24 protein-coding genes, 1 rRNA gene and 1 pseudogene are annotated in these 22953 nt (G+C 40.7%); 15 read left to right on the top strand and 11 right to left on the bottom strand.

Features of this window, described 5'->3' with window-relative positions; all coding sequences use genetic code 11:
* Positions 1-9 precede the first annotated feature (9 nt).
* The 11 genes from rpsI (at position 10) to J2Y37_RS15550 (ending at position 8400) form a co-directional block, all read left to right on the top strand.
* Positions 10-396: a 30S ribosomal protein S9 gene (gene rpsI, locus J2Y37_RS15600; protein WP_349033396.1), complete on the top strand. Its 387-nt coding sequence runs from the start codon at positions 10-12 to the stop codon at positions 394-396.
* A gap of 133 nt (positions 397-529) precedes the next feature.
* Positions 530-1186 (top strand): glutathione S-transferase N-terminal domain-containing protein, encoded by a 657-nt coding sequence (locus J2Y37_RS15595; RefSeq protein ID WP_004669630.1) that lies wholly within the window; start codon positions 530-532, stop codon positions 1184-1186.
* Between the two features lie 14 nt (positions 1187-1200).
* Entirely contained in the window at positions 1201-1626 is a 426-nt protein-coding gene (locus J2Y37_RS15590; RefSeq protein WP_005195215.1) for a ClpXP protease specificity-enhancing factor, read from the top strand.
* Between the two features lie 15 nt (positions 1627-1641).
* Positions 1642-2301 (top strand): hypothetical protein, encoded by a 660-nt coding sequence (locus J2Y37_RS15585; RefSeq protein WP_349033395.1) that lies wholly within the window; start codon positions 1642-1644, stop codon positions 2299-2301.
* 387 nt (positions 2302-2688) lie between these two features.
* Positions 2689-3048: a hypothetical protein gene (locus tag J2Y37_RS15580; protein WP_004669635.1), complete on the top strand. Its 360-nt coding sequence runs from the start codon at positions 2689-2691 to the stop codon at positions 3046-3048.
* Between the two features lie 151 nt (positions 3049-3199).
* Positions 3200-4168 carry a hypothetical protein gene (locus tag J2Y37_RS15575; RefSeq protein WP_349033394.1) on the top strand — a complete coding sequence of 323 codons (969 nt, stop codon included), beginning with the start codon at positions 3200-3202 and terminating at the stop codon, positions 4166-4168.
* 8 nt (positions 4169-4176) lie between these two features.
* A complete protein-coding gene (locus tag J2Y37_RS15570; RefSeq protein WP_005195210.1) occupies positions 4177-4719 on the top strand; it encodes an ATP/GTP-binding protein in 543 nt (180 codons plus the stop codon).
* 23 nt (positions 4720-4742) lie between these two features.
* A complete protein-coding gene (locus tag J2Y37_RS15565) occupies positions 4743-5162 on the top strand; it encodes a roadblock/LC7 domain-containing protein (protein WP_004669641.1) in 420 nt (139 codons plus the stop codon).
* A gap of 354 nt (positions 5163-5516) precedes the next feature.
* Positions 5517-6863 (top strand): sphingomyelin phosphodiesterase, encoded by a 1347-nt coding sequence (locus J2Y37_RS15560; RefSeq protein WP_349033393.1) that lies wholly within the window; start codon positions 5517-5519, stop codon positions 6861-6863.
* A gap of 15 nt (positions 6864-6878) precedes the next feature.
* The gene (locus J2Y37_RS15555) at positions 6879-7808 is read left to right on the top strand and encodes a lipase secretion chaperone (RefSeq protein ID WP_349033392.1); all 930 of its coding nucleotides are present in this window, start codon (positions 6879-6881) and stop codon (positions 7806-7808) included.
* Between the two features lie 124 nt (positions 7809-7932).
* Entirely contained in the window at positions 7933-8400 is a 468-nt protein-coding gene (locus tag J2Y37_RS15550; protein ID WP_349033391.1) for a hypothetical protein, read from the top strand.
* A 32-nt stretch (positions 8401-8432) separates the two neighbouring features.
* Here the strand turns inward: J2Y37_RS15550 and J2Y37_RS15545 are convergent, their stop codons facing one another.
* The 6 genes from J2Y37_RS15545 to J2Y37_RS15520 form a co-directional block, all read right to left on the bottom strand.
* Entirely contained in the window at positions 8433-10379 is a 1947-nt protein-coding gene (locus J2Y37_RS15545) for an acetyl/propionyl/methylcrotonyl-CoA carboxylase subunit alpha (RefSeq protein WP_349033390.1), read from the bottom strand.
* 67 nt (positions 10380-10446) lie between these two features.
* The gene (locus tag J2Y37_RS15540; RefSeq protein WP_349033389.1) at positions 10447-11274 is read right to left on the bottom strand and encodes an enoyl-CoA hydratase-related protein; all 828 of its coding nucleotides are present in this window, start codon (positions 11272-11274) and stop codon (positions 10447-10449) included.
* Between the two features lie 10 nt (positions 11275-11284).
* Positions 11285-12445: an acyl-CoA dehydrogenase family protein gene (locus J2Y37_RS15535; protein WP_005195202.1), complete on the bottom strand. Its 1161-nt coding sequence runs from the start codon at positions 12443-12445 to the stop codon at positions 11285-11287.
* Between the two features lie 116 nt (positions 12446-12561).
* Positions 12562-14178: a carboxyl transferase domain-containing protein gene (locus J2Y37_RS15530; RefSeq protein WP_349033388.1), complete on the bottom strand. Its 1617-nt coding sequence runs from the start codon at positions 14176-14178 to the stop codon at positions 12562-12564.
* Positions 14179-15057: an SDR family oxidoreductase gene (locus J2Y37_RS15525; protein WP_349033387.1), complete on the bottom strand. Its 879-nt coding sequence runs from the start codon at positions 15055-15057 to the stop codon at positions 14179-14181. It lies immediately after the preceding gene.
* Between the two features lie 20 nt (positions 15058-15077).
* Positions 15078-16883, bottom strand: a complete 1806-nt coding sequence (locus tag J2Y37_RS15520) for an acyclic terpene utilization AtuA family protein (protein ID WP_349033386.1) — start codon at positions 16881-16883, stop codon at positions 15078-15080.
* 192 nt (positions 16884-17075) lie between these two features.
* Here J2Y37_RS15520 and J2Y37_RS15515 point away from each other — a divergent pair, with 192 nt between their 5' ends.
* The 4 genes and pseudogenes from J2Y37_RS15515 to J2Y37_RS15500 all read left to right on the top strand — a co-directional run bounded on the left by J2Y37_RS15515 (position 17076) and on the right by J2Y37_RS15500 (position 19040).
* On the top strand, positions 17076-17675 hold the full coding sequence (locus tag J2Y37_RS15515) for a TetR/AcrR family transcriptional regulator (RefSeq protein WP_349033385.1): 600 nt from the start codon (positions 17076-17078) through the stop codon (positions 17673-17675).
* Between the two features lie 8 nt (positions 17676-17683).
* Positions 17684-18067 carry a DUF2750 domain-containing protein gene (locus J2Y37_RS15510; RefSeq protein WP_349033384.1) on the top strand — a complete coding sequence of 128 codons (384 nt, stop codon included), beginning with the start codon at positions 17684-17686 and terminating at the stop codon, positions 18065-18067.
* A gap of 143 nt (positions 18068-18210) precedes the next feature.
* A pseudogene (locus J2Y37_RS15505) lies at positions 18211-18531 on the top strand (GNAT family N-acetyltransferase); the annotation flags it as partial.
* Positions 18532-18635: 104 nt separating this feature from the next.
* Positions 18636-19040 (top strand): hypothetical protein, encoded by a 405-nt coding sequence (locus J2Y37_RS15500; RefSeq protein ID WP_349033383.1) that lies wholly within the window; start codon positions 18636-18638, stop codon positions 19038-19040.
* A gap of 17 nt (positions 19041-19057) precedes the next feature.
* Here J2Y37_RS15500 and J2Y37_RS15495 read toward each other — a convergent pair whose 3' ends face one another.
* The 5 genes from J2Y37_RS15495 to rrf form a co-directional block, all read right to left on the bottom strand.
* A complete protein-coding gene (locus J2Y37_RS15495) occupies positions 19058-20230 on the bottom strand; it encodes an acyl-CoA dehydrogenase family protein (protein WP_349033382.1) in 1173 nt (390 codons plus the stop codon).
* Positions 20231-20277: 47 nt separating this feature from the next.
* Positions 20278-21441: an acyl-CoA dehydrogenase family protein gene (locus J2Y37_RS15490; RefSeq protein WP_349033381.1), complete on the bottom strand. Its 1164-nt coding sequence runs from the start codon at positions 21439-21441 to the stop codon at positions 20278-20280.
* A 166-nt stretch (positions 21442-21607) separates the two neighbouring features.
* Positions 21608-22171, bottom strand: coding sequence for a DUF4256 domain-containing protein (locus J2Y37_RS15485; protein WP_349033380.1), 564 nt, complete (start codon positions 22169-22171; stop codon positions 21608-21610).
* A gap of 65 nt (positions 22172-22236) precedes the next feature.
* Positions 22237-22632: a DUF2007 domain-containing protein gene (locus J2Y37_RS15480; protein ID WP_004669674.1), complete on the bottom strand. Its 396-nt coding sequence runs from the start codon at positions 22630-22632 to the stop codon at positions 22237-22239.
* Positions 22633-22709: 77 nt separating this feature from the next.
* A 5S ribosomal RNA gene (gene rrf, locus J2Y37_RS15475) occupies positions 22710-22824 on the bottom strand.
* Between the last annotated feature and the right edge of the window lie 129 nt (positions 22825-22953).

Raw genomic sequence — 22953 nt, 5'->3', positions numbered from 1 at the left:
ATACAGCACATGGCTACAAATTATGGTACAGTTCGCCGTAAGACCGCAACTGCACGTGTTTTCTTGTCAGCTGGTACAGGCAAACTCGTAATTAACAATCGTACTCTAGAGCAATATTTCGGTCGTGAAACTGCTCGTATGGTTGTGCGTCAGCCTTTAGAGCTTTTAGAAGTAACTGAAAAATTTGACCTTTATATCACCGTTAAAGGCGGTGGTATAGGTGGTCAAGCTGGCGCTATCCGTCACGGTATTACTCGTGCATTGATCGCTGCTGATGAAGATCTAAAACCTGCTCTTCGTCAAGCTGGTTTCGTTACTCGTGATGCTCGTGAAGTTGAACGTAAGAAACTTGGTTTACGTAAAGCACGTAAGCGTCCTCAATTCTCTAAACGTTAATCGTTTTTCGAATTGGACAAAAAACCTCGGATTTCTCCGAGGTTTTTTTATTTATAGTCACGATGAAATTTCATGGATGCTTTTTCTGCGGTTTTTTAGTATGCTGAACCGTTTATATCTCTAGCTTTGTAATATGTCGTCGGTTGAGAATACCCCAGTTCAGGGCATTACCCTTTATAGTCATGCAGATGATTTCCGTTCACACTGGATTCGCTTGTTATTAGCAGAAAAGCAAATCAAATATCATCTAATCATAACCGACCATGAAGATGAAGATTTAGCAGATCTAAATCCATACAATCAACTCCCGATGCTGATCGAACAAAATCTAAAATTATTTTCACCAAATGTCATTGCTGAATATTTAGATGATCGCTACCGTCAAAATAAATTATATGCTGATGCCCCAATGACGAGAGCCGAGCAGCGCCAATATATCTGGCGTTTTGAACAAGACTGGTTCAAGCTCGCTGATCAAATGTTGAGACATAGCGATACACTCGACCCAAAGCAAAAGCAAAAAGCACAAAAAGAACTTAGAGATACCCTTATTTCTTTAACACCGCTGTTCCAACATTACCCCTTTTTTATGTCTGAAACCTTTTCTATCTTAGATTGTATGCTCGCGCCGATTTTTCTGAGATTAAAAAGTATGGGGATTGAACTACCTGCACAGCACTGCCGACCTATTTTCTTGTATTGTCATCGTATCTTTAGCCGTCCATCGTTCACTAAATCAATGACAGCCCAAGAAAAAAACAGCTACAATGAATTGATTTCTACGATTTAATAAGTTTTTCAATTATGTCTGAGCAAATAACTTTTACACCGACACGCCCATATCTTGCTCGTGCCATTTATGAATGGATTTGCGATAATCAACTGACGCCTTATTTACTGGTCGATGCAACACAGCCACATACTGATGTTCCGCTGCAATTTGTCAAAGATGGTCAAATTGTTTTGAATCTTGCACCACATGCGGTTCATCAGCTAAACATCAGCAATGAAATGATTTGTTTTTCTGCTCGATTTGGCGGCGTAGCAAAAGAAATCTATGTGCCCATTCAGGCAGTATTGGGTATCTATGCAAAAGAAAATGGACAAGGTTTATTTTTCGACCCTTCTGAATATACTGATATTGAAGTCACCACAACAGCTCAAATAGATGAACCAAAGCAAAAAACTGAACCAAGTAAAAAGAAACCTTCTCTTAGAATTCTAGATTAAACGAGGATATCCCTGATGGCATTTGACTTAGTTCAATATTTTTCTGAACAAATTAAAATTCAAAAACCACAACTTTTTAATCAATATTCTCAAAAAGAAAAGCAACTTCATATTGACGAGATCAATGCGCTTGCGCTTGGTCGATTGATTAGCCTTTGGAAACAAAATCATCAAAAGCTGTATCAGGAGGTTCAAAACTCTGATCCACTTTATATCCAAGAAATCACACGACACCTGACCACCTCAGCGCACAACCAATCAACGCTCAGTGCCTCAGAATTAGAAACCAGTCTGACTGAGGTGTTATCGTTACAATTCGCCGAATTAAAACAATTAGACCAAACAGGAAGTTTTGGTTTAGCAGGTTTAACAGAGTTACTGTTGGGTCAAATTGAGCACTTATCTGGACAAGCCGAAGACTGGGTGTGGTCAACCAATCAGTTAACCGAATTATTAGGCTCTAAGCCCGTTGAACAAGAAGAAATCTCTCTTGAAGCAACCATGCAAGAATTTAATCAATTGGTTCATCAAGCACAACCGAATGCGCATGAAGATACCGTATTGGAAGCGACTCCTCCGCTCACACCGACGTGGTCCTATATCGCTGCTCCACTGGTGGCATTGCTTATTCTGATGATTTTATATTGTGCTTACAGCCAATTGGTTTATGTTTAAACACCTTCTCTCAGATAGAGAAAGAAGAATAACTTTCTCTATCCCTTCCCAAACTTACACACACTTTAGTTTATTTAATTATTAGTTTAAGAATTCTAATTAAAACACTTTTACATTTATTTACAATACAAAAAACCAAGAAAACCCCATCATTATTGTGAATAAAATCACATTTAAAACAAAATATAATCCTTAATTAATATTATAATTCGTTTACTTGACAAAAATTGTCAATTCCTAACATTTCTATTATTTAAATTAGGCTAAAGCATTATTGATTTAATAAAATACTCTCCTATAATGAAATTAAGTACTTTTGAAAACCAATTAAAACAAAAGTAACTTATATAAACTTATAAACAAGAATGTATCAGTAGAGATAATATCATGGCTAAAATTTCATTAGAAAGCTTATCAAACATTGATGGTTTCGTTGCAGCAGCATTAGTAGACACAGAAAGTGGCTTAGCGCTCGCAACTCAAGGTGGGGGCACAATTGATTTAGAGCTTGCAGCTGCAGGTAATACTGAGGTTATACGAGCAAAACGCCGTGTTGCTAACTCATTGAAACTAAACGATGATATTGAAGACATTTTAATTACACTAGGTAAGGCTTACCACCTCATCCGCCCATTGGAAAGCAATGGAAATCTATTCCTTTATGTTGTACTAGACCGCAGTAAATCCAACCTTGCAATGGCTCGTCATGAACTGAAAACGTTTGAGAAAGAGTTAGACTTTGCTTAATTAGCAATAGCAAAACATTTAATATATTAGACTTCCTATATCTATTTTTATTTTAGTTAAAATTAAAAATAATATAAGAGGTCTAATATTAGTCTTTCTAAAAAGACTAATTTTGCTCAGTCCAATATTTTACCATTATTAAAGTGATACTATGAATGGGCATTGCATTAATATCGCGATTTCAGGTATAAGTTTAAAAGTTTCAGATGAGTTAAAATTAGAACTTAGAAAAACAATACCTAATGAGTTTGGCATTAATTGGATTAATATTGCCGATCCAAATATAGACTTATTATTAATAAATGAAAACTTTTTCGATACCGAGGGTATCCAACGCATTTTAGAACAAAAACAACTCCCTTGTTTAAAGATATCAAAGGGACAAGGTTCTTGTCACATAGAAGAACACAACACACTTTTTCTACCCTTCCAACACACTGATGCACTCAAGAACTGGATTCATCTTCGCCTTTTAAGTTATTTGTCTGATCAACGAATGCAACAACCAAAAGTGGAACTGGTCTCGACACACAATGCTATCAATCAAAAGTTTTTAACAGAGATGTTAAATCCAGAAAATGCTCGTCTGCATCTTTTTGATGATCACGGGACTTTAGCGATTATTGATACACGCAGCCAAATTGCTTGGCTAGAACCGACACGTACCCATACACAAACTAACCATAGTTTTAATTATGAATTTGCCACAACGTCCGATTTCACCAAAGTGTCGCGTAAAGTGGAATACAACTTACAAGACTGGTTATGGAATCTTTTTTGGCATTCTGTCGAATTTCAGCGCCTCGCCCCTAGCGAGAATGAGTATTACAAACTCGATTTTTGGCCACAACCTGCTCAGCACAATGATCGTAAAACCATCCTACAACTTTCAGCATGTTTTATCCAAGGCGCTCAACTTGGTCAAGTTGCCACACAATTAAAACTACCGATTCAAACAGTTCAACAATTTATTTCTGCTTGCATCGTTTCAAGCAACGGCAGCATCGTCTCGGCTTCAGAAAGCCATTATTTACAAACAGAGACTGCTGAACAAACGACAGAACAACACGGTTTTTTAAATAAATTTTTCGGCAAAATTAGACGCCGTTTTGGTCTTTAAGGAATGACATGATACTTCAACAATATAAAATTGTTTTCGCAGGAAGTATGGGTTCAGGGAAAACAGAAGCGATCAAATCTCTCTCGGAAATTCCAGTACTTGCCACGGAAGCATTCAATACGGATACCCAAGCGCATAATAAAGTAGAAACGACTGTAGGGATTGATTACGGCGAAATCACACTTGATGATGGCGTAAAAATCGGTCTTTATGGGACGCCAGGGCAAACACGTTTTGACTTTATTTGGCCTGTCATTTGCCAAGGTGCACTGGGTGTGGTGCTACTGGTCGATCACAATAGTAAAGTTCCACTGGAAGAACTTGAAGGCTATTTAGATCGATTTAAAGACTATACGCAAAACATCTCGATTGGTGTTACACACGTAGATGAAAACAAAGGACAGCCCACGTCAATCTATCGAGATTGGTTAATCCAAAACAACTATCAATACCCACTATTTTTTATAGATGCCCGTAAACAAGAACATATCCTGCTCATGATTGAATCACTGATTGCCACACTAGAAGTCAATTTAAAAGCGACCAATTAATCACTTTATAAAAGAGAAGAATTATGCTCAGTATTCCCAGCCAACAACGTACCGCGCCAAAAGAACTTATTCAGTTTGCGAAAGCGCAAGCCAATGATATTTTGATCAATATTCGAGGCATTGACTACATTATGCTTTGCTCTACCGATGGTTTTGAGCTTGCTTCGATTTATAAAAAAAATCCATATAACAGTAGCAAACTGGCAGCGGTAAGCAGCTCAATACTGGCGATGGTCAGTGCTTTTCTCAATGAGATCCAACTCACAGGATGTCAAAGTATTACCTTAGATGCAGAAAATGGCAAAGCGATACTGACGGCTATTCCCTCTCCCCATCACCCAATGGTCATGGTGACGTTAAGCAATAAAGATGTACTTTTAGGACAATTGCTATATAGCCTCAAACAAGCCAGTGCAGCCATCAGCGCAGCAGATCAAGCTTAATCCTCTCATTTACTTTACTCAATCTGTCAGGGGGCAATCTCCCTGTCAGATTTTTTATTTGTATAAAAAATCTATCAATAGATAATAAATTTTCATATTCGAACCTACACCTCCCATCAAGTTTATCGTAGCAATCAAAAACATTAGCGAATGACTATTTCAAAATCATCTATATAGATTGCTTTTTCCTGAATCAGACGAACGGTTTAAAAATTACATGATTTAGCAACAAAATTTTATTATGATAATTTGCGAACAAATAACAACACTAATTTTCAAAAATGAAAATCAACAAGATTGCTTGATTGAAGATATTCATCAACGCAATGCACTATCAACAAGGAGAAACATTAAATGGGGCTGAAAAATATTAAATTCAGTGTAGCAACAACACTACTGATGGGTACTTTTGCCATGCAAGATACACTGGCAGATTCTTATGTGTTCATTACCAATACCACACCTGAAACTGTATCAATACAAGTCAACCATACTGGTAGTCAAACATTAGAACAAGGAAACCAGTGGGCACAAGAAGCAACACAACTTGCGCCTTATGAAACCAAGCGTGTGCTGCGCATGAATCGTTATTCAGGATTAAAATCTGGACAGACTTATAATTTTGATACGGTTGTTTCGAGTGGAAGCTCACAAGTAACATTCAAACAATCGATGACGGGGACTTGGTCTGGAAGTACCATCAAGCACGGTATCCAAACGGCATCTACTACATCACCTTGGTATACTGATCGCAATGTTCATCGCATCAATACTACTTATGCAGGCTTATCGGCACAGGCTGCGGTTAAAGCTGTATATACAGGCGGTTATGATGATTTTCATTACACCATCCATCAAAACACTGTCCAAGAACCGATCTCAAGCAGTGCAGATGAATTAAAAGTACTGTCCTATAACATTTACGCTCTGCCCATGGTTGCAAGTAAAATTAGTGAGCGTTTAGCAGAACTTCCAAATCATTTAAATGGTTATGATGTGATTTTAATGCAAGAAGCATTTGCATCATCTCGTACAGGGATGTTGAATCAACTGGCACAACAATATCCATATCAAACACATATCCCAGTCGGTTCAGGCTATAACTTATTTGATAGTGGTCTCGTGATCGTCAGTCGTTATCCTATTGTGAAAACAGCACAACAGATTTATCCAGATTGTACAGGGACAGATTGTTTTGCGGATAAAGGCGTGTTGTATGCCGAAATTATCAAAAATGGTAAAGCCTATCATGTGACTTCAACGCATACCGCATCATTTGATACCACCGAAGCGCGCGCCCTACGCCAAGTTCAATTCCAGCAAATTCGTCAGTTAATCAACCAACAAAATATCCCGAGTTTTGATGCTGTGTTGATGGGCGGAGACTTTAATGTCAACAAGCTGTTATGGCCGCAAGATTATCAAGACATGCTTACCAATCTGAACGCGACTGCATCCGTCAGCACGGGTTATACCGAATCTACATTTGATCCGCGTATTAACAAACTCGCAGGTGCAGCAGGTTCAGGTGGCACAACGGTTGAATACTTGGATTATGTGGTTTCTTCAAATACACATCGCCAACCGATTCAATCGCGTAATGATGTTCGTATTTTACGTTCTACCGCAGACCCACTGTTTATGACATGGGATCTTTCTGACCACTTCCCTGTGATGGGACATTTTAATTACAATCCATAAAACGGAATACTGTGGATGAATAAAAGACTATTACTGACAATCGTTATTGTTTTACTGGTCTTGGTCGGAATTGTAGTCTGGAAGAGCAACGCCTCTTCCGCTGCAATCCAACAAAGCCAAACCATGCCATTCTCTGATGATTCAACAATGCATTCGACAGATGGGACTATGCAGAATAAAACCACAGATGAGCTTTTTCAAGAATCCTTATTGAAACAATTACAAGTGCTTCAGAAGCAACCTGGAAATATCACTCAATTTTTGAATGACTTTAAAGCGAATTGTCATGTACAAGACTGTAATGCGGCTTTAGCAAAAGCATTGGCAAATTATCCAGACCAAGAGTTTGCGCATTTGGTTGAAAATTTATTAAAACGTATGCCGCAATATGAACAACATATGCAAAGTACAGTGCTTTCAACCTCCTTATCTCCGCAAGAACGTTTCAATGCTTTATGGAAATTAAGAGAACAAACGCTGGGAAAAGCTGAAGCGATGCTTGGTTTTGGACAAGAGCGTAACTATGCGGATTACAAATTTGCTTATGCAGAGATTAAGCAAAATAGGAATCTGAATGCAGAACAACGTTTAAAAGCTTTCGAGGAATTGCAACGTCGATATCCAGATGCAACTCAACAACAAAGCAAAATTGGACTGTACGAACAATCCATTGAATTACTCAATCAAAACCACAACAATTCTGCCGAGACTGAACGTTTAAAACAGATCTTGCAGCAACGTTATCTCACGGAACAGGAACGACAAGACATTCAACGTCGAGATCAACGTGAAATACAACAACAGCAACAAGTGAATCAATACCAACAAGCATTACAACAATTACAACAAGACATGCAACCTTTGAAAAATCAGCTCTCAGAGGCCGAATGGCAGCAACAGTATCAACAGCGCCTAGAAACATTAAGATCAAGCATGTTCCCATAAAATAAGTACCATCCCATTGATCGGGATGGTCACTATTTCACCGCTGGGATTTTTTACTTATACTGATTCATAGACCGACATTCACCTTGCACAATCACGCTTAATTTTTATGGAAATCAAAGGAATGACTTATCCAAATTATCAACAAGATCTCAATATTGCACTTGAATCGGAAATATTGGGTGAATTGATTTTTCTCAATGCAGCCAAGTACTCGCGTTCTGTTGACCAACAACACAAATGGCAAATATTGGCGCAACTGGAAACCCAAACACTGCAAAAACTCCAACTGTTTTTAAAAGAACAAGGCCAAACGGCTTCAATTCGACCTCATGTCAAACTACAGGCCAAAGCATCGGGTATTGCAATGGCAAAGCTCCCTTGGAAACTTGCCATGCGCTTACTCAAACAAGGCACAAAACCATTTATGGCGACCTTTGAACGCATGAATCAACATGCTGGAGCCGATACCCAAGATTTTCTAAAATATTTACTTGCACATGAACAAGCTTTGGCAGAATTTGCGACACAGGAATTAAAAGGAAATAGTACAGGCTCCTTAGCACCTGTATTCGCCTTATTAAAAAGCTAGGTCGATTGACCTAGCTTTTTATTCAATATGGATTAAGCAATCGAAACATTTAACAGTAGTTGCCGTTTTTTCACTTGTTGTCCGACTTGGCCAATTAACTCATCAACAACCCCATCAACATCAGACTTGATTTGTTGCTGAATCTTCATTGCTTCCAACACCAATAAGGTCTGTCCTTTGCTCACCGTATCACCGACATTGACCAAAAGATTAACGATTGCACCATCCATAGGTGCACGGATTTTGCCATCACCAATAACCTCTGCGGCTTCAGGCGCTGCATAGGTGCTATTTTCAATCACAATGTTGCCATTGCCTGCATCTAAATACAGTTGATTCTGATCCAAAACATAATTCAGCTTACGGCGTATACCATTGGCTTGATAGACAATTGTACCATCAACGATCTCGACTACATCAACCGTAGCATGTTGGTCGCATAGTTGAACCGTGACTTGATGATGATTTGACTGAACATGCAACAATAGTTGCTGATCGGCATATTTCAATCTTAATGGAAAAGGAACTGAAACACCGGTTTGCCATGTTTGATTAGATTGATTCTGTTGAGTAAATAATGCGGCAGCAACAGCCAAAGTTTCAAGCTCTAACACTTGCTGATGCAGACTCACATCATCCTGAAAATGCTGCTGGATAAATGCGGTATTGGTATCCCCAGCGACAATAATCGGATGACGTAACAAATTAGACAGGAATTGTTTATTACTATTCACGCCCAAAAGCACGCAATCATCTACCGCTCTTGCCAGTAGGCGAATTGCATCCTGACGTGTTTTGCCATAGGCAATCACTTTAGCCACCATCGGGTCATAGAATGGGCTAATTTCACCTTGCTCCAACATGCCATGATCAATACGGACATTCGGCAACTCCGCAGGTTGCCAACGTAACACTTTGCCTGTTTGCGGTAAAAAATCCTGACGCGGATCTTCAGCATACAAACGTACTTCGATCGCATGACCATTTAAGGTCAATTCATGCTGCTGCAATGGTAAAGTTTCACCATTGGCGACTCGTAATTGCCATTCAACCAAATCAAGCCCTGTAATCATTTCTGTCACGGGGTGTTCAACTTGCAAACGCGTGTTCATTTCCAAGAAATAAAACTCGCCAGATTGATCAAGTAAAAATTCTACCGTACCCGCACCGATGTAATCACAAGCTTTGGCTGCAGCTACCGCAGCCTCACCCATTTTTTGGCGTAATTCAGGGGTCATAACTGGACAAGGTGCTTCTTCAACCACCTTTTGATGACGACGTTGAATCGAACAATCACGTTCGAACAAATACACATAATGACCATGCGTATCCCCAAACACTTGTATCTCAACATGGCGAGGTGCGATGACCGCTTTTTCAATAATCAGCTCACCTGAACCAAAAGCATTTTCAGCTTCAGAACGTGCCGTTTTCAAAGCTTCCAATACGTCAACAGCTTGGTGTACCAAACGCATACCGCGCCCGCCACCGCCAGCAGATGCTTTCACCATCAATGGGAAACCAATTTTTTCCGCTTGTTCAGCCAAGTAATCAATATCCTGCTGATCGCCTTCATAGCCCGGTACACACGGCACACCAGCCTCAATCATGGCAATTTTGGATAAACGCTTACTGCCCATCAAATGAATTGCAGCGGCATTCGGACCGATAAAGGTAATACCATGATCACTACAAGCTTGTGCAAAATCAGTATTTTCTGACAAAAAACCATAGCCCGGATGGACTGCATTTGCGCCAGTCTTTTGGCACGCTTCAATAATATTGGCAATCGACAAATAAGATTCTGAAACTTTAGATGCGCCGATATACACAGCTTCATCTGCAACCTGAACATGTCGGGCATTGGCGTCAGCATCGGAATATACAGCAACGGTTTGATAGCCCATTGCTTTGGCCGTTTCCATTACGCGCACCGCAATTTCGCCACGGTTGGCCACTAATACTTTTGAAAATTTCATTTTAAGTTCCTCAAAGCATCGCTTTTCACTTGCACAGTGGCAAAGCGATGCTTTGCTATTTCACTGTTCACGTCCAATTTGGCAAACGTTTTTGAATAAATGCCATTGTGCCCTCTTGGCCTTCTGTACCACCGACCGCTTGTGCAAACTGCTGTGCAGCATCATCCAAAAGTTCAGTTAAAGGTTCATTTAACGTGCGATGTAATAAGGCTTTGGTTGCGCGCGAGGCCAAGGGTGCAGCACGCTTAATCAGTTGGATCGTTTCAGCAAGCTGTTGTTCTAGCTCGGTATCATCCTGTGCCACTTCATGTACCACACCAAACTTCAATGCAGCCTCACCATTAAAACGTAAACCCAATAATGCCAAACGACGCGCTTGAGTCAGACCAATACGTTTCACCACAAAAGGCGCGATTTGCGCAGGTAAAATGCCTAGCCCTGTTTCAGGCAAACCAAATTGGGCATCGTTACGGCTAATCGCAATATCAGAGACACAAGCCAAACCAAAACCACCGCCCAATACTGCACCCTCAAGCACGACCACCACAGTTTGCGGTGCTTGATCCACCTGTTCAATCATGGCACCAAAACGACGATTAAAATCAACATAAGGCTGTAAACTACCAGCATTGGCAGCTTCTGCACGAAGTGCCGCCATATCTTTGATGTCACCTCCTGCACAGAAGTGACCGCCTTTACCGCGCAGAATCACGGCGCGAATCGAAGCATCATCGGCAATATGCGCAAACACCTGTTGAATGGCATTGACCATATTTAAACTCATGGCATTACGACTCTCAGGACGATTCAGCCAAAGCGTTAAAATACCGCCTTGTTGTTCAAGTTGAATGCTGTCATCGACATCTAAACGCGCAAGTGAAGCTGAAAGTGTCATCTTTCTTCTCCTAGTTCTTCTGTTTCTTCGGCAAGATATCCATCAGCTTACAAATGATCCCCAGCATAATCTCATCCGCACCACCACCAATCGAGCCTAAACGCCCATCACGGAACAATTGCGATGCTGGGTTATCCCACATGAAACCATTCCCCCCCCAATATTGCAGGCAGCTATCTGCTACTTCACGGCTTAAACGCCCTGCTTTGAGTTTTGCCATTGATGCCAACATGGTGACATTTTCCCCTGCAATATGTTGTTCACAGGCTTGATTCGTCAGTGCTCGCAATGCTTCAACTTCAGTCATCAGCTCTGCAAAACGAAAATGCACATATTGATTATTAATCAATGGCTGACCAAACGTCGTCCGCTCTTTCGCATAATCAATGGTTTGCTGAATCACTTTTTCCATACCACCGACCGCATTGGCACATGCCCACATCCGCTCTTCTTGGAACTGCATCATTTGCATCATAAAGCCCATGCCTTCCGCACCAACGAGATTACGCTGTGGTACGCGCACATTGTCAAAATAAACTTGGGCAGTCGTGGTCGAACGCATTCCCAACTTATTCAGTGGCTCTGAAAAACTAATTCCTGCAGTCTTGGCAGGTACAATGATCATCGATTTATTGACATGTGGTTTGTCATCAGATGTGTTGGCAAGTAGACAAAAGAAATCCGCTTGGAGCGAGTTGGTAATCCACATTTTGCTACCATTGATCACATAGTCGTCGCCATCTTTTTTGGCTGTGGTTTTAATCGCGGCAACATCAGAACCCGCATGTACTTCTGAAACAGCAATCGCAGCGACATACTCACCCAAAATGGCTGGATTGAGAAATTCATCTCGAAGTTCTTTACTACCAAAGCGAGCAAGCGCAGGCGTTGCCATATCAGTTTGCACACCAATCGCAAGCGGTACACCGCCACATGCTGCACGACCTAACTCTTCTGCCACCACAAGGTTATAAGAATAATCTAAGCCCAAACCGCCATTTTCTTCAGGTTTACAGATGCCTAATAAACCCAAATTCCCCATTTTTTTAAATACATCATGAATTGGAAAACGTCCTGCTTCCTCCCACTCTGGAATAAATGGATTCAATTCATTTTCTACAAACTGGCGTGTAGTGCGACGTAAGGCATCATGCTCTGCGGTAAATTTCATTGTTTTTTTCCTTAAATTTAATATTCATAAATCCCTCCCAACCTCCCTTTTCAAAGGGAGGAGTTCCCCTCTTTATTAAAGAGGCTTACGGAACGATGTTCCTCAGGAGAGATTTCTTAAAATCTCGACACACCAAATCGGGTTGGATTCAACTCACGTTGCTGTGCTTCATATATAGTTTGTAATAGGAAGATCAGGACCTTACGCGTATCTCTTGGATCGATAATGCCATCATCATGCAGCATTGCAGTGTTGAATAAGGCAGTCGACTGCTGCTCAAGTTTCATGGCAGTACTTTGCTCGAGGAAATCCAACATCTGCGGATTCGGCTCCATTCCAGAAGCTTTTTGCTTACCCTCAGCAACGATGCGCAACACCTTGCCTGCCTGTGCTGATCCCATCACTGCCACATGTGAATTTGGCCACGCAAAGATAAAGCTCGGTGAAAGACTACGTCCGCACATTGCATAATTACCTGCACCATAAGAGCCAGCAACAATGATCGAAATTTTAGGCACAGTGGCATTGGCAACAGCCTGAATCAACTTGGAACCATGCTTAATGATGCCGTTCTGTTCCGCATCTGTTCCAACCATAAAACCTGTAGTGTTGTGCAAAAATAAAAGCGGACGTTGGGTCTGCTCACAGAGATGAATAAACTGTGCCGCTTTGACTGCACCTTGTGGTGTAATTGGACCATTATTGGTAATAATACCAATATGCACCCCACCCATTTTTGCCCAGCCACATACCGTTAAGGCATCGTATTCCTGTTTAAACTCCAGAAAATCCGAATCATCAATAATGCGAGCCACAATCTCTTTCATATCGAAAGGTTGTTTTGGGTCTTGCGGGATGATGCCTAATAGCTCTTCTGCTGAATAACGAGGTTCTTTGTATTCTTGACTAAGACGTGTGGTTTGTTCTTTCCAGTTCAAATGCTCAAAAATTTCTCGTGCCAAACGAATACCATCGGCATCATTTTCAGCAAGATATTCCGCTACCCCTGACACTTGTGTATGCATTTCTGCACCACCCAATTCTTCAGCTGTTGCCACTTCACCTGTTGCAGCGAGTAATAAAGGTGGACCTGCCAACAGCATTTCAGTCTGTTTGCGCACCGCAATCACATAGTCAGACAAACCTGGTTGGTATGCGCCACCTGCGGTTGCATTGCCATGTACGACTGCGACTTGCGGAATACCTGTTGCAGATAATCGAGCTTGATTGGCAAAAGTCATTCCACCATAGGTAAATACTTCTGCGGCATAATTTAAGTTTGCCCCCCCACTTTCAGTCAAAGTCACCATCGGTAACTTTTGTTCAAGCGCGATTTTTTGCAAACGTAAGGTTTTCTGAACACCCATTGGCGACATGGTACCGCCTTTGATGGCACTATTACTGGCAGACACTAAAGCGCGGACACCACTCACAAAGCCGATCCCCGCAATGATGCCACCACCAGCTTCAGAACCATCTTTATCATCATGCATGTTGTAGCCGACTAAGCCACACAGCTCGACAAATGGTGAATCAGCATCAAGCAATAAACGTACACGTTCATGCGGCAAGATTTTGCCTTTCTTGTCAAACTTCGGTTTTGCAGCATACGATTTATCAATGCTTTTTTGCTGTACAGCACGAACTTCTGCAAGCTGACTTAATAGCGCTTCACGGTTTTGCTCGTATTGCTCACTACCTACAGCGATTTCAGATTGAAGAATAGTCATCATTTATTCTCCATCTGTATTTTTAAAAATATCTGGAATAAATGCACGGTGGAAACCATTAAATGCTTCATTGTTGGTAGCATCCGCCAATGGGTACATGCGCGTACCTTGTGATGCTGCACCGTCAATACGTAAAGTCACCCCTGAAACAAAAGCCGCTGCATCAGAAAGTAAATAACAAATCGCTGAAGAAATTTCTGATTCCGTACCCATACGTTTTAAAGGGACGTTGCTTGCCAAACTTGGAATAATGACTTTGGCAAAGTCACCGCTGTAGTTATCCATGCCAGAGGAAATAATCCAACCTGGTGCAACTGCATTAACACGTACGCCTGATTTACCCCATTCCACTGAAGCCGTTTTGGTTAGGTTATCTACCCCTGAACGAGCCGCTCCTGAATGCCCCATACCCGGCATGCCGCCCCACATATCTGCGGTCATGTTGACGATACTGCCACCATGCTTTGCCATCCATTGATTATAAGCTTCACGCATTAAGTAGAATGTAGAGTGCAGATTGTTACGGACCACAGCATCAAAGCCATTGGCAGAGATATTTTCCAATGCTGAAGGAAATTGCCCACCTGCGTTATTTACTAAACCATCGAGCTTGCCAAATTTTTCAATGACTTCAGCAATCATACTTTTGACTTGTTCTTCATCACGGTTATCACAAACGATGAAATAGACTTTGCCACCGTCCTCTATGATTTCTTGGCTAACTTTTTCCAGCTTTTCAATTTTGCGCCCTGTGATCACGACTTGCGCACCCAAAGATGCCAGCTCATGTGCCGTACAGCGTCCAATACCAGAACCACCACCTGTAACGATAATCACTTTATCGGCAAATGCATCGGTTCTAAAAATTGATTGATAACTCATTTTGCTCTACATCCTTTACTTTATTTTTCTAACAACTTTACTGGGATTTTCACTGGCATATCCAATAATTGCTGCGCAAATGCCTTGCCTTGTGGATCAATACGTAAACTGGCAATTCCACCACCACCTAGCGCATTTTCCAACATAAAATTCAATGCATGCATGGCAGGTAACTCATAACGAATCACCTTAGATTTTTCAGGATCTAAAACATGCTGCATATATTCGGCAACACTGTCCTCAGTCAATGCAGCACGAATCCAAGGTAAGTATTCCGCTTTTCGTGCAATCACACCAATATTGCTATGGTTACCTTTATCGCCACTACGTGCATGAGCGACATCAATTAAAGGTACTTCAATTTCGTCGCCTTGATAGGTTGCAACCTCACCAACTGAATGGGGAACAAAATCGTGTGTTAATGAACCTGTTGGAATCTGTACAGAATGACGCTGTCCTGCAAAATCCACTTCAACATTGATTTGATCTTTATCAATCAGGAAAGAGAATAATTTGACCACTGCCGATGCTTTAGGACGCCCGCCTACAATACCTGCCAAAGCAGGTGCCATACCGGTCGATGCTTGAGCAATCTCAGATGCAAAGAACATACAGGCTTCTTTAAACATATGCTTAACTGCAATCTTCACCACCACTTCACGGCTATCATTGACTTTGGCATGTGCGCCATAAGTACTTTCAACCCCTAGAATTTCGACAGATTTTTCACTAAATGGTGGTACTGAACGCAATGCGAGGACACGTTCACATTTATTGATGATCGCATCCGCAATCACTTGCGCTTTTTCAGGTGCTTCGCGTCCAGCAATAAGGAAACTCACCAAAACACGATATCCATCCGCATAGGTCGCACTGACTTTATATTGTGGTGTAGGCGCTCGTCCTGTTGCGCCAGTCACTTTCACGCGATGCTCACCAACTTGCTCTAAATGAGCTTGGCTAAAATCTGTGGTCACATCAGGTAAATAATAAGCTTGAGGATCGCCAATCTCATAAACAATCTGTTCGGCAACCGTAGCTGTCGACACTAAACCACCTGTGCCCTGTGGTTTAGTCACAATGAATGAAGCATCGGCACTGACTTCAACAATTGGAAAGCCCATGTTGTCAAAGCCTTCAACCAAACGCCAATCGGTAAAATTACCGCCTGTACACTGCGCACCGCATTCAATTACATGTCCAGCTAAACAACCTTGTGCAAGCTTGTCAAAATCATCCAACGACCATTTGTACTCATGTAGCAAAGGAGCCAGAACAACAGCCGAATCCACCACACGCCCCGTAATCACGATATCCGCGCCTAAGTCCAAAGCATCGCGAATCGCAACTGCACCTAGATAAGCATTACTACTAGCGACATGTGCTGGCAAAGGCTCGCCATTAAACATTTCTTGCACATTTTGTTTTAATAATTCAGCATGTTTTGGCAACACATCATCACCAAGTACCACCGCAACTTTTAGATCTAAGCCTTTCTCATCAATAATTTTTTGTAAGGCATCACGACAGGCCAACGGATTGACGCCACCAGCATTGCTAATGACTTTAATTTTTTTCTCAGCAATTTTATTGATTAAAGGAGACATCACCCGACTAACAAAATCCAACGCATAACCATGACTTGGATCATTCATCATCGCTTTTGCCATAATCGACATGGTGATTTCAGACAGATAATCAAAGACTAAATAGTTAATATCACTAAGGTGCACCAATTGGAAAGCAGCAGTATTGGTATCTCCCCAAAAGCCTGAAGCACAGCCAATTTTTACTACTTTTTGGTCATCCTGTTTGACACTTGTCATGAGCTTTCTCATTGTTATTCCAGAAACACCTTAACATTACCAAGCAAGTGCTTGGTTTGTAAAGTGCATAATGATATGCTGTATTGGCAAAAATGGACTTTTATAAGCAAATGCTTGTTATAAAAAGATAAGACAATTCATGAAATGAATTTTGTTACAATACACTTAGATTTAACGGGATAACGGACTGGCATGATCGCAACTTCAATTGAGCAAATACCCAAAATTGTTTGTTTTGATGACAGCCCTCGTGGACGTTTGCTGCTTGGTGCCGCTTATTTGTTTTATAAACAAGGTTATGACAAAACTACCGTCCGCCAACTCGGTGAATTTATTGGTATTCAATCGGGCAGCCTATTCCATCACTTCAAAAGCAAAGACGAAATTTTAGCGACAGTGATGGAGCAAACCATCATTTATAACTTTGCTCGTTTAAAAGAAGCGGCTGAACGCTCAAATGATCCAGAACAACAATTACGTGATTTAATCAAAGCTGAGTTGATTTCAATTACAGGTGATACAGGTGCTGCAATGGCAGTATTGGTACATGAATGGTTCGCTTTATCTAAAGAAAAACAAGATTATCTTCTGAAAATGCGAAATGAGTATGAGCAAGTCTGGCTCGATGTCATCGAAAAATTACGCACTCAAGATAAGGTCAAACATGATGCTTTTATCTGGCGACGTTTGGTCGGTGGTTCGATTTCTTGGACAGTGACATGGTACAGACCAGAAGGCAAAGTAAAGATTGATGAGTTGACGGAAATGGTTTGGGAGATGGCTTTGAAATGAGTTATCGAATGCATCCCAAACAACTTGAAAATGTATTTGCATTAACAAGCAAACAACGTTATGAACATTTTATTTCAAAAGTTTGTGATTGGGAGGAACTTTGGATACTAGAAGACACTAATGAGAATTTCCTTATTATTACCCCGCAACAGAACCTAGAATATTTACCTGTATGGCCTCATGCTGACTATGCATCAGCTTTTTGTGAAATTTACCCATCGCTTAAACCATCTCGAATAGAGTTGGATATCTTTCTTGAAACATGGCTTCCAAATTTAAATAATGACGGTCTAAAAGTAGGAGTGTTACCTAATCTGGGAATAACCGTTTGGATTATAGATCCTCTCGATTTAAAAGAAGAATTAGAAAATGAACTAAAGCAATATGAATAAAAAATGACAAATGTTTATATACAAAAACCTCATTCAACTGATTTAGTTGAAATTAAACGAGCTTACCAAAATAGTATTCAACTTCATCAACCTTGGATCTACCCACCAAGCGACTTTAAACAGTATTTGAACAAGAACATCGTTACTTTGTTTGCTTAGCTGAAAGTCATGAGATTGTAGGGACCTTTAATATTTCAAATATTGTTCACGGTTACTTTCATTCTGCTTATTTGGGATATGAAGCTTTTTACCCTTATACAAGTCATGGATATATGCGCAATGGTCTACAACTTATTTTAAAAGAAGCTTTTCAGACCCTAAATCTACATCGACTAGAAGCCAATATCCAACCCGATAATCTTGCCTCTATTCGACTGGTTTCAACAGCTAGTTTTGTGAATCTCGTCAGTATCTTCGGGTGGGTGGAAAAGAATGGAAAGATCACGAGCGATGGGCGATTTTAAATAAGGGATGGACCGAAAAAAAATATCAAGTATTCTAGTAAGTGAAATATTTGAAGCATTAAAATAAAACAAATAAAGCGATGCCAATTTCGTAGGGATAATATATGCGATGTTTAATCATAATATTACTTTCCAGTCTAATACTCGGCTGTGCAGATGATATCATTACAACCAAATTTACAGATCTACAGCATGCTCATGCTGAACATGCATTTGAACGGGGCTGGCTCCCTCCTATCTTGCCACCGAGCACAAAAAATATTATTGAATCAAATGATCTAGATCTAAATAGAGGCAGAGGTAGTTTTAGCTTTTCACCCAAAGATTTAAAGTACTTTAGCGATCATGGTGCAATTCCAATTAAAATAAATAGTGTAAACCGAGGCACAAAAAAGGAAATGCAGGATCAAGGATTTCAATTTTACGTATACGCTAAAGATTCCTCACTTTGGTATATCGCAGTTCATCCAGAAGGGAAAGGAGACTATTGGATCGAATCAATAAAATAGTCTCCCGCATATAAAGATCAGTAACCCAATTGCTTACTAATCAAATCTTTCATGATTTCTTCCGCACCACCACCAATCATATTTACCTTCACTTCACGATAAATCCGTTCAGATTTCATGCCACGCATAAAGCCCATTCCACCTAGAGTCTGCACCGCAGCATCTGCACAAAATTGCATAGTACGAGTTGCTACGTTCTTCAGCATCGAGATTTGAGCGACTAGCTCTGCACCTTGCTGCTCTCCCTGTCCCATTCGGTAAGCAGTATCTTCCAACAATGCTCGTGTCGCAGTCAGTTGCGTTGCCATATCCACCAACTTATGGCGAACGACTTGATGGTCAACTAAACGCTTACCAAAAGTCTGACGCTGTTTTGCCCAATCCAAAGCCTCTTCATAGCAGACCAAAGCATAACCATAGGCAATCGCCCCCAACCAAAAACGCTCCATATTAAAGTTATTCATAATCACTTTAAAACCAGCATTTTCTTCGCCCAATAAATGATTGACTGGCACTTTCACATTGTCGAAATGCAAGTGAGCAGTATCCGATGCCCACCACCCCATTTTCTTTAATGGCGTTTTACTAATTCCTTGACTATGAGCATCCACCAATAACATCGAAATGCCTTTTGCACCTTTCGCATCAGGATCAGTACGCACTGCAACCGTATAATAATCGGCTCGCATTCCCGAAGTAATAAAGGTTTTTTCCCCATTGAGAATGTAATAATCACCCTCACGAACAGCTTTGGTTTTTAACGCTGCTACATCCGATCCGCCACTTGGTTCAGTAATTGCCAAAGCAGAAATTTTCTCCCCCGCAATAATTTGCGGCATCACCTCATCTCTGATCTGTTGTTTGGCAAAATGATGAATCGGTGGTGTGCCAATACTATGAATCATCAGCGAAATATGTACGCCTCCCGAAGCCGCTTTTGCCATTTCAATCGCTGCTAACAAGACATGAAAAGCATCTGCCTCTGGAATCCCACCATGTTCCGCATCAAAGCCCAAACCGAGTAATCCAACACTCGCCGCTTTTTGATACAGCTCACGAGGGAATGTTTCCGCTTCATCCCATTCAGTCACAAATGGCGAAATTTCTTTTTCTACGAACTTTTTGACACTATCCGCAAAAGCACGATGTTCTTCCGTGTAGTAAATTGGGTTTAAAGATAAACCATCCATGTTATTATTTTCCTTGAACAAGTTACTCTTAAATTAATCGTCCGGCATTAATATCCAAGCTGGCGACTGGCTAGATCTTTCATAATTTCTTCTGCTCCGCCACCAATCATATTCACTTTAACTTCACGGTAAATACGTTCAGATTTCATCCCACGCATAAAGCCCATGCCACCTAAAGTTTGCACCGCAGCATCGGCACAAAATTGCATAGTTTGCGTAGCAACATTCTTGAGCATACAAATTTGTGCGATCAACTCATTGCCTTGTAATTCGGGTTTGCCTAGACGATAAGCCGTATCTTCCAATAAAGCACGTGTTGAGGTTAAACGAGTCGCCATATCGACCAATTTATGACGAACAACTTGATGGTCAATGAGTCGTTTACCAAAAGTCTGACGCTGTTTTGCCCAATCCAAAGCTTCCTCATAACACACCAAGGCAAAGCCATAACTACTGGCTGCAAGGAAAAAGCGCTCCATATTAAAATTATTCATAATCACAAAAAAGCCCATATTCTCTGCACCCAACAAATTCGTTGCAGGAACTCGAACATTGTCAAAATATAAATGTGCCGTATCCGAAGCCCACCAACCCATCTTATCTAGTTTAGTCTTGGTAATGCCTGCACTATGAGCATCAATCAGTAGCATTGAAATCCCATTTGCACCCTTGGCATCTGGATCGGTACGTACCGCGACCGTATAGTAATCAGCTCGCATTCCAGAAGTAATAAAAGTCTTTTCGCCACTGACAACATAATCATCACCGTCACGAACGGCTTTAGTTTTTAATGCTGCCACATCCGATCCACCACCAGGTTCAGTAATCGCCAATGCAGAGATTTTTTCACCCGACAAAATCTGTGGTAATACCTCAGCTTTCATCACTTCATTAGCAAAATGCTGAATCGGTGGTGTACCAATGGTATGAGATAATAACGAAGCGGTTAACCCACCTGATGTACACTTTGCGAGTTCAATAGAAGCCAATAAAGTATAAAAGGCATCTGTATCTGCGACCCCACCATATTGCTCATCAAAACCTACACCCAGCAAACCGATATCCGCAGCTTTTTTATACAACTCACGAGGGAAAGTTTCTGCTTCATCCCACTCATTGATAAATGGACTGATCTCTTTTTCCACAAAACGCTTTATGCTCTCTGCAAATGCAAGATGCTGTTCGGTGTAATACATCGGATTAAGTTGCATACTGTGCTTCCTAGCAATTATTGATCATCGTTTTCGAATATTTATATGAACACTAAGGTATCAAAATCACCAAAACCAAGCAAGCGCTTGCCTCAATTAAAAGATAAAAATACCCCCACCTAAAACTTTAAGTTTCTTTACAGGAGGCATTTCACATTAAGCGTATTTAGATTTTTAATAGACCACGAAATCCGCGAGTTGCATAATAGGATTGTGCTCCGTTATGGTAGGTAAATACTCGACCATAGCGGCTATCACAAAAAATAGCACCGCCCAACGCACGAATATCATCTGGTGTTTTCACCCAGCTCGAAGTTTTTAAATCAAAATGTTCAAGCGATTGTAGTTCTTTATATTGCTCTTCCGTCAATAATTCAATCCCTATCATTTCAGCAATATCGATAGCATTACTTTCAGGCTTGTGCTCTTTTCGAGACTCTAAAGCTTTACGGTCATAACATAAGCTTCTACGCCCCTTCGGAGTTTCTACTGCAAAATCACAAAATACAATCTCTTTTGATTTAGTGTACAAGATGACCACATCAGGCTCTCCACCTGTCTCTTCCATTTGATTGAGTGACCATAACTTTTCCGGTTGCTGTTTTAATCTATTTTCTACGTCTACCCAATCGACTCCTTGATGGCGATGCATGTTTTGTTCAAAACGTTTTTTTAAGATTATCAATAGAGCAACTGTGTGCTCAGCATCTAATTGTTTTTTCTTGATCATTTTCATTCTCTATACTATTTATTAATGTTAGATAGATCTGCTTTTAAATTATAACCGAAGATGACTTAACTCCAAAAATACTGGCATTGCTTACATTTATTTCCATGCTTATAAAAAAATAATGGAAAACCAATTAACAAGAAAACGATATAAGCTGGTTTCTTCCCTTTGATATAAGCTTCGATATTTTTACTACCACAGTTTGGACAACATTCTTCATTTACACCAAATTTTTGCTCTAGCTCAGCACTAAAATCTTTTGCAAGAATCACTTTTGCTTCATCTGCATAAACCTCAGGTACTAACAACCGAACGCCACCCAAGGCATTAGAGTAAAGCCAATTCATATTAATCATATGCTCATTTTCAATTTGAGCAGGAATCTCAGCCGCCTCTAACTGCGTTTTTGCAATTTGTGCTTCATAAGGAAAAGAAAATGTTTGTACCACTATCCAAACCATATTGAAAACATCTTAAATAATTAAAAGTATATAACAAAAAAACCTCCCAACATAAGTTGGGAGGTTTTGTATTTAAAAGCTGGCGATGACTTACTCTCACATGGCAAGTGCCACACTACCATCAGCGCGAAGAGGTTTCACTTCTGAGTTCGGGAAGGGATCAGGTGGTTCACTCTTGCTATTGTCGCCAGCAAACTGTTGTGGTGTTTTGGGGTCTTAATCACGTTGTGAGTTAAATTTCACAGTGTGTGCCTTACTTACGAACCAAAGAGTTATTAACGGATTAGCTTCATTGGGTCTGAATTGTAACTAGTTTTTCAA

This window comes from Acinetobacter sp. 3657, assembly GCF_031456775.1.
Taxonomy (GTDB): Bacteria; Pseudomonadota; Gammaproteobacteria; order Pseudomonadales; family Moraxellaceae; genus Acinetobacter.
This window is presented reverse-complemented; position numbering and strand designations above follow the sequence as displayed.

Coding starts and splice junctions, on each gene's coding strand:
- rpsI (WP_349033396.1), top strand. CDS start 10: ATGGCTACAAATTATGGTACAGTTCGCCGTAAGACCGCAACTGCACGT.
- J2Y37_RS15595 (WP_004669630.1), top strand. CDS start 530: ATGTCGTCGGTTGAGAATACCCCAGTTCAGGGCATTACCCTTTATAGT.
- J2Y37_RS15590 (WP_005195215.1), top strand. CDS start 1,201: ATGTCTGAGCAAATAACTTTTACACCGACACGCCCATATCTTGCTCGT.
- J2Y37_RS15585 (WP_349033395.1), top strand. CDS start 1,642: ATGGCATTTGACTTAGTTCAATATTTTTCTGAACAAATTAAAATTCAA.
- J2Y37_RS15580 (WP_004669635.1), top strand. CDS start 2,689: ATGGCTAAAATTTCATTAGAAAGCTTATCAAACATTGATGGTTTCGTT.
- J2Y37_RS15575 (WP_349033394.1), top strand. CDS start 3,200: ATGAATGGGCATTGCATTAATATCGCGATTTCAGGTATAAGTTTAAAA.
- J2Y37_RS15570 (WP_005195210.1), top strand. CDS start 4,177: ATGATACTTCAACAATATAAAATTGTTTTCGCAGGAAGTATGGGTTCA.
- J2Y37_RS15565 (WP_004669641.1), top strand. CDS start 4,743: ATGCTCAGTATTCCCAGCCAACAACGTACCGCGCCAAAAGAACTTATT.
- J2Y37_RS15560 (WP_349033393.1), top strand. CDS start 5,517: ATGGGGCTGAAAAATATTAAATTCAGTGTAGCAACAACACTACTGATG.
- J2Y37_RS15555 (WP_349033392.1), top strand. CDS start 6,879: ATGAATAAAAGACTATTACTGACAATCGTTATTGTTTTACTGGTCTTG.
- J2Y37_RS15550 (WP_349033391.1), top strand. CDS start 7,933: ATGACTTATCCAAATTATCAACAAGATCTCAATATTGCACTTGAATCG.
- J2Y37_RS15545 (WP_349033390.1), bottom strand. CDS start 10,379: ATGAAATTTTCAAAAGTATTAGTGGCCAACCGTGGCGAAATTGCGGTG.
- J2Y37_RS15540 (WP_349033389.1), bottom strand. CDS start 11,274: ATGACACTTTCAGCTTCACTTGCGCGTTTAGATGTCGATGACAGCATT.
- J2Y37_RS15535 (WP_005195202.1), bottom strand. CDS start 12,445: ATGAAATTTACCGCAGAGCATGATGCCTTACGTCGCACTACACGCCAG.
- J2Y37_RS15530 (WP_349033388.1), bottom strand. CDS start 14,178: ATGATGACTATTCTTCAATCTGAAATCGCTGTAGGTAGTGAGCAATAC.
- J2Y37_RS15525 (WP_349033387.1), bottom strand. CDS start 15,057: ATGAGTTATCAATCAATTTTTAGAACCGATGCATTTGCCGATAAAGTG.
- J2Y37_RS15520 (WP_349033386.1), bottom strand. CDS start 16,883: ATGACAAGTGTCAAACAGGATGACCAAAAAGTAGTAAAAATTGGCTGT.
- J2Y37_RS15515 (WP_349033385.1), top strand. CDS start 17,076: ATGATCGCAACTTCAATTGAGCAAATACCCAAAATTGTTTGTTTTGAT.
- J2Y37_RS15510 (WP_349033384.1), top strand. CDS start 17,684: ATGCATCCCAAACAACTTGAAAATGTATTTGCATTAACAAGCAAACAA.
- J2Y37_RS15500 (WP_349033383.1), top strand. CDS start 18,636: ATGCGATGTTTAATCATAATATTACTTTCCAGTCTAATACTCGGCTGT.
- J2Y37_RS15495 (WP_349033382.1), bottom strand. CDS start 20,230: ATGGATGGTTTATCTTTAAACCCAATTTACTACACGGAAGAACATCGT.
- J2Y37_RS15490 (WP_349033381.1), bottom strand. CDS start 21,441: ATGCAACTTAATCCGATGTATTACACCGAACAGCATCTTGCATTTGCA.
- J2Y37_RS15485 (WP_349033380.1), bottom strand. CDS start 22,171: ATGATCAAGAAAAAACAATTAGATGCTGAGCACACAGTTGCTCTATTG.
- J2Y37_RS15480 (WP_004669674.1), bottom strand. CDS start 22,632: ATGGTTTGGATAGTGGTACAAACATTTTCTTTTCCTTATGAAGCACAA.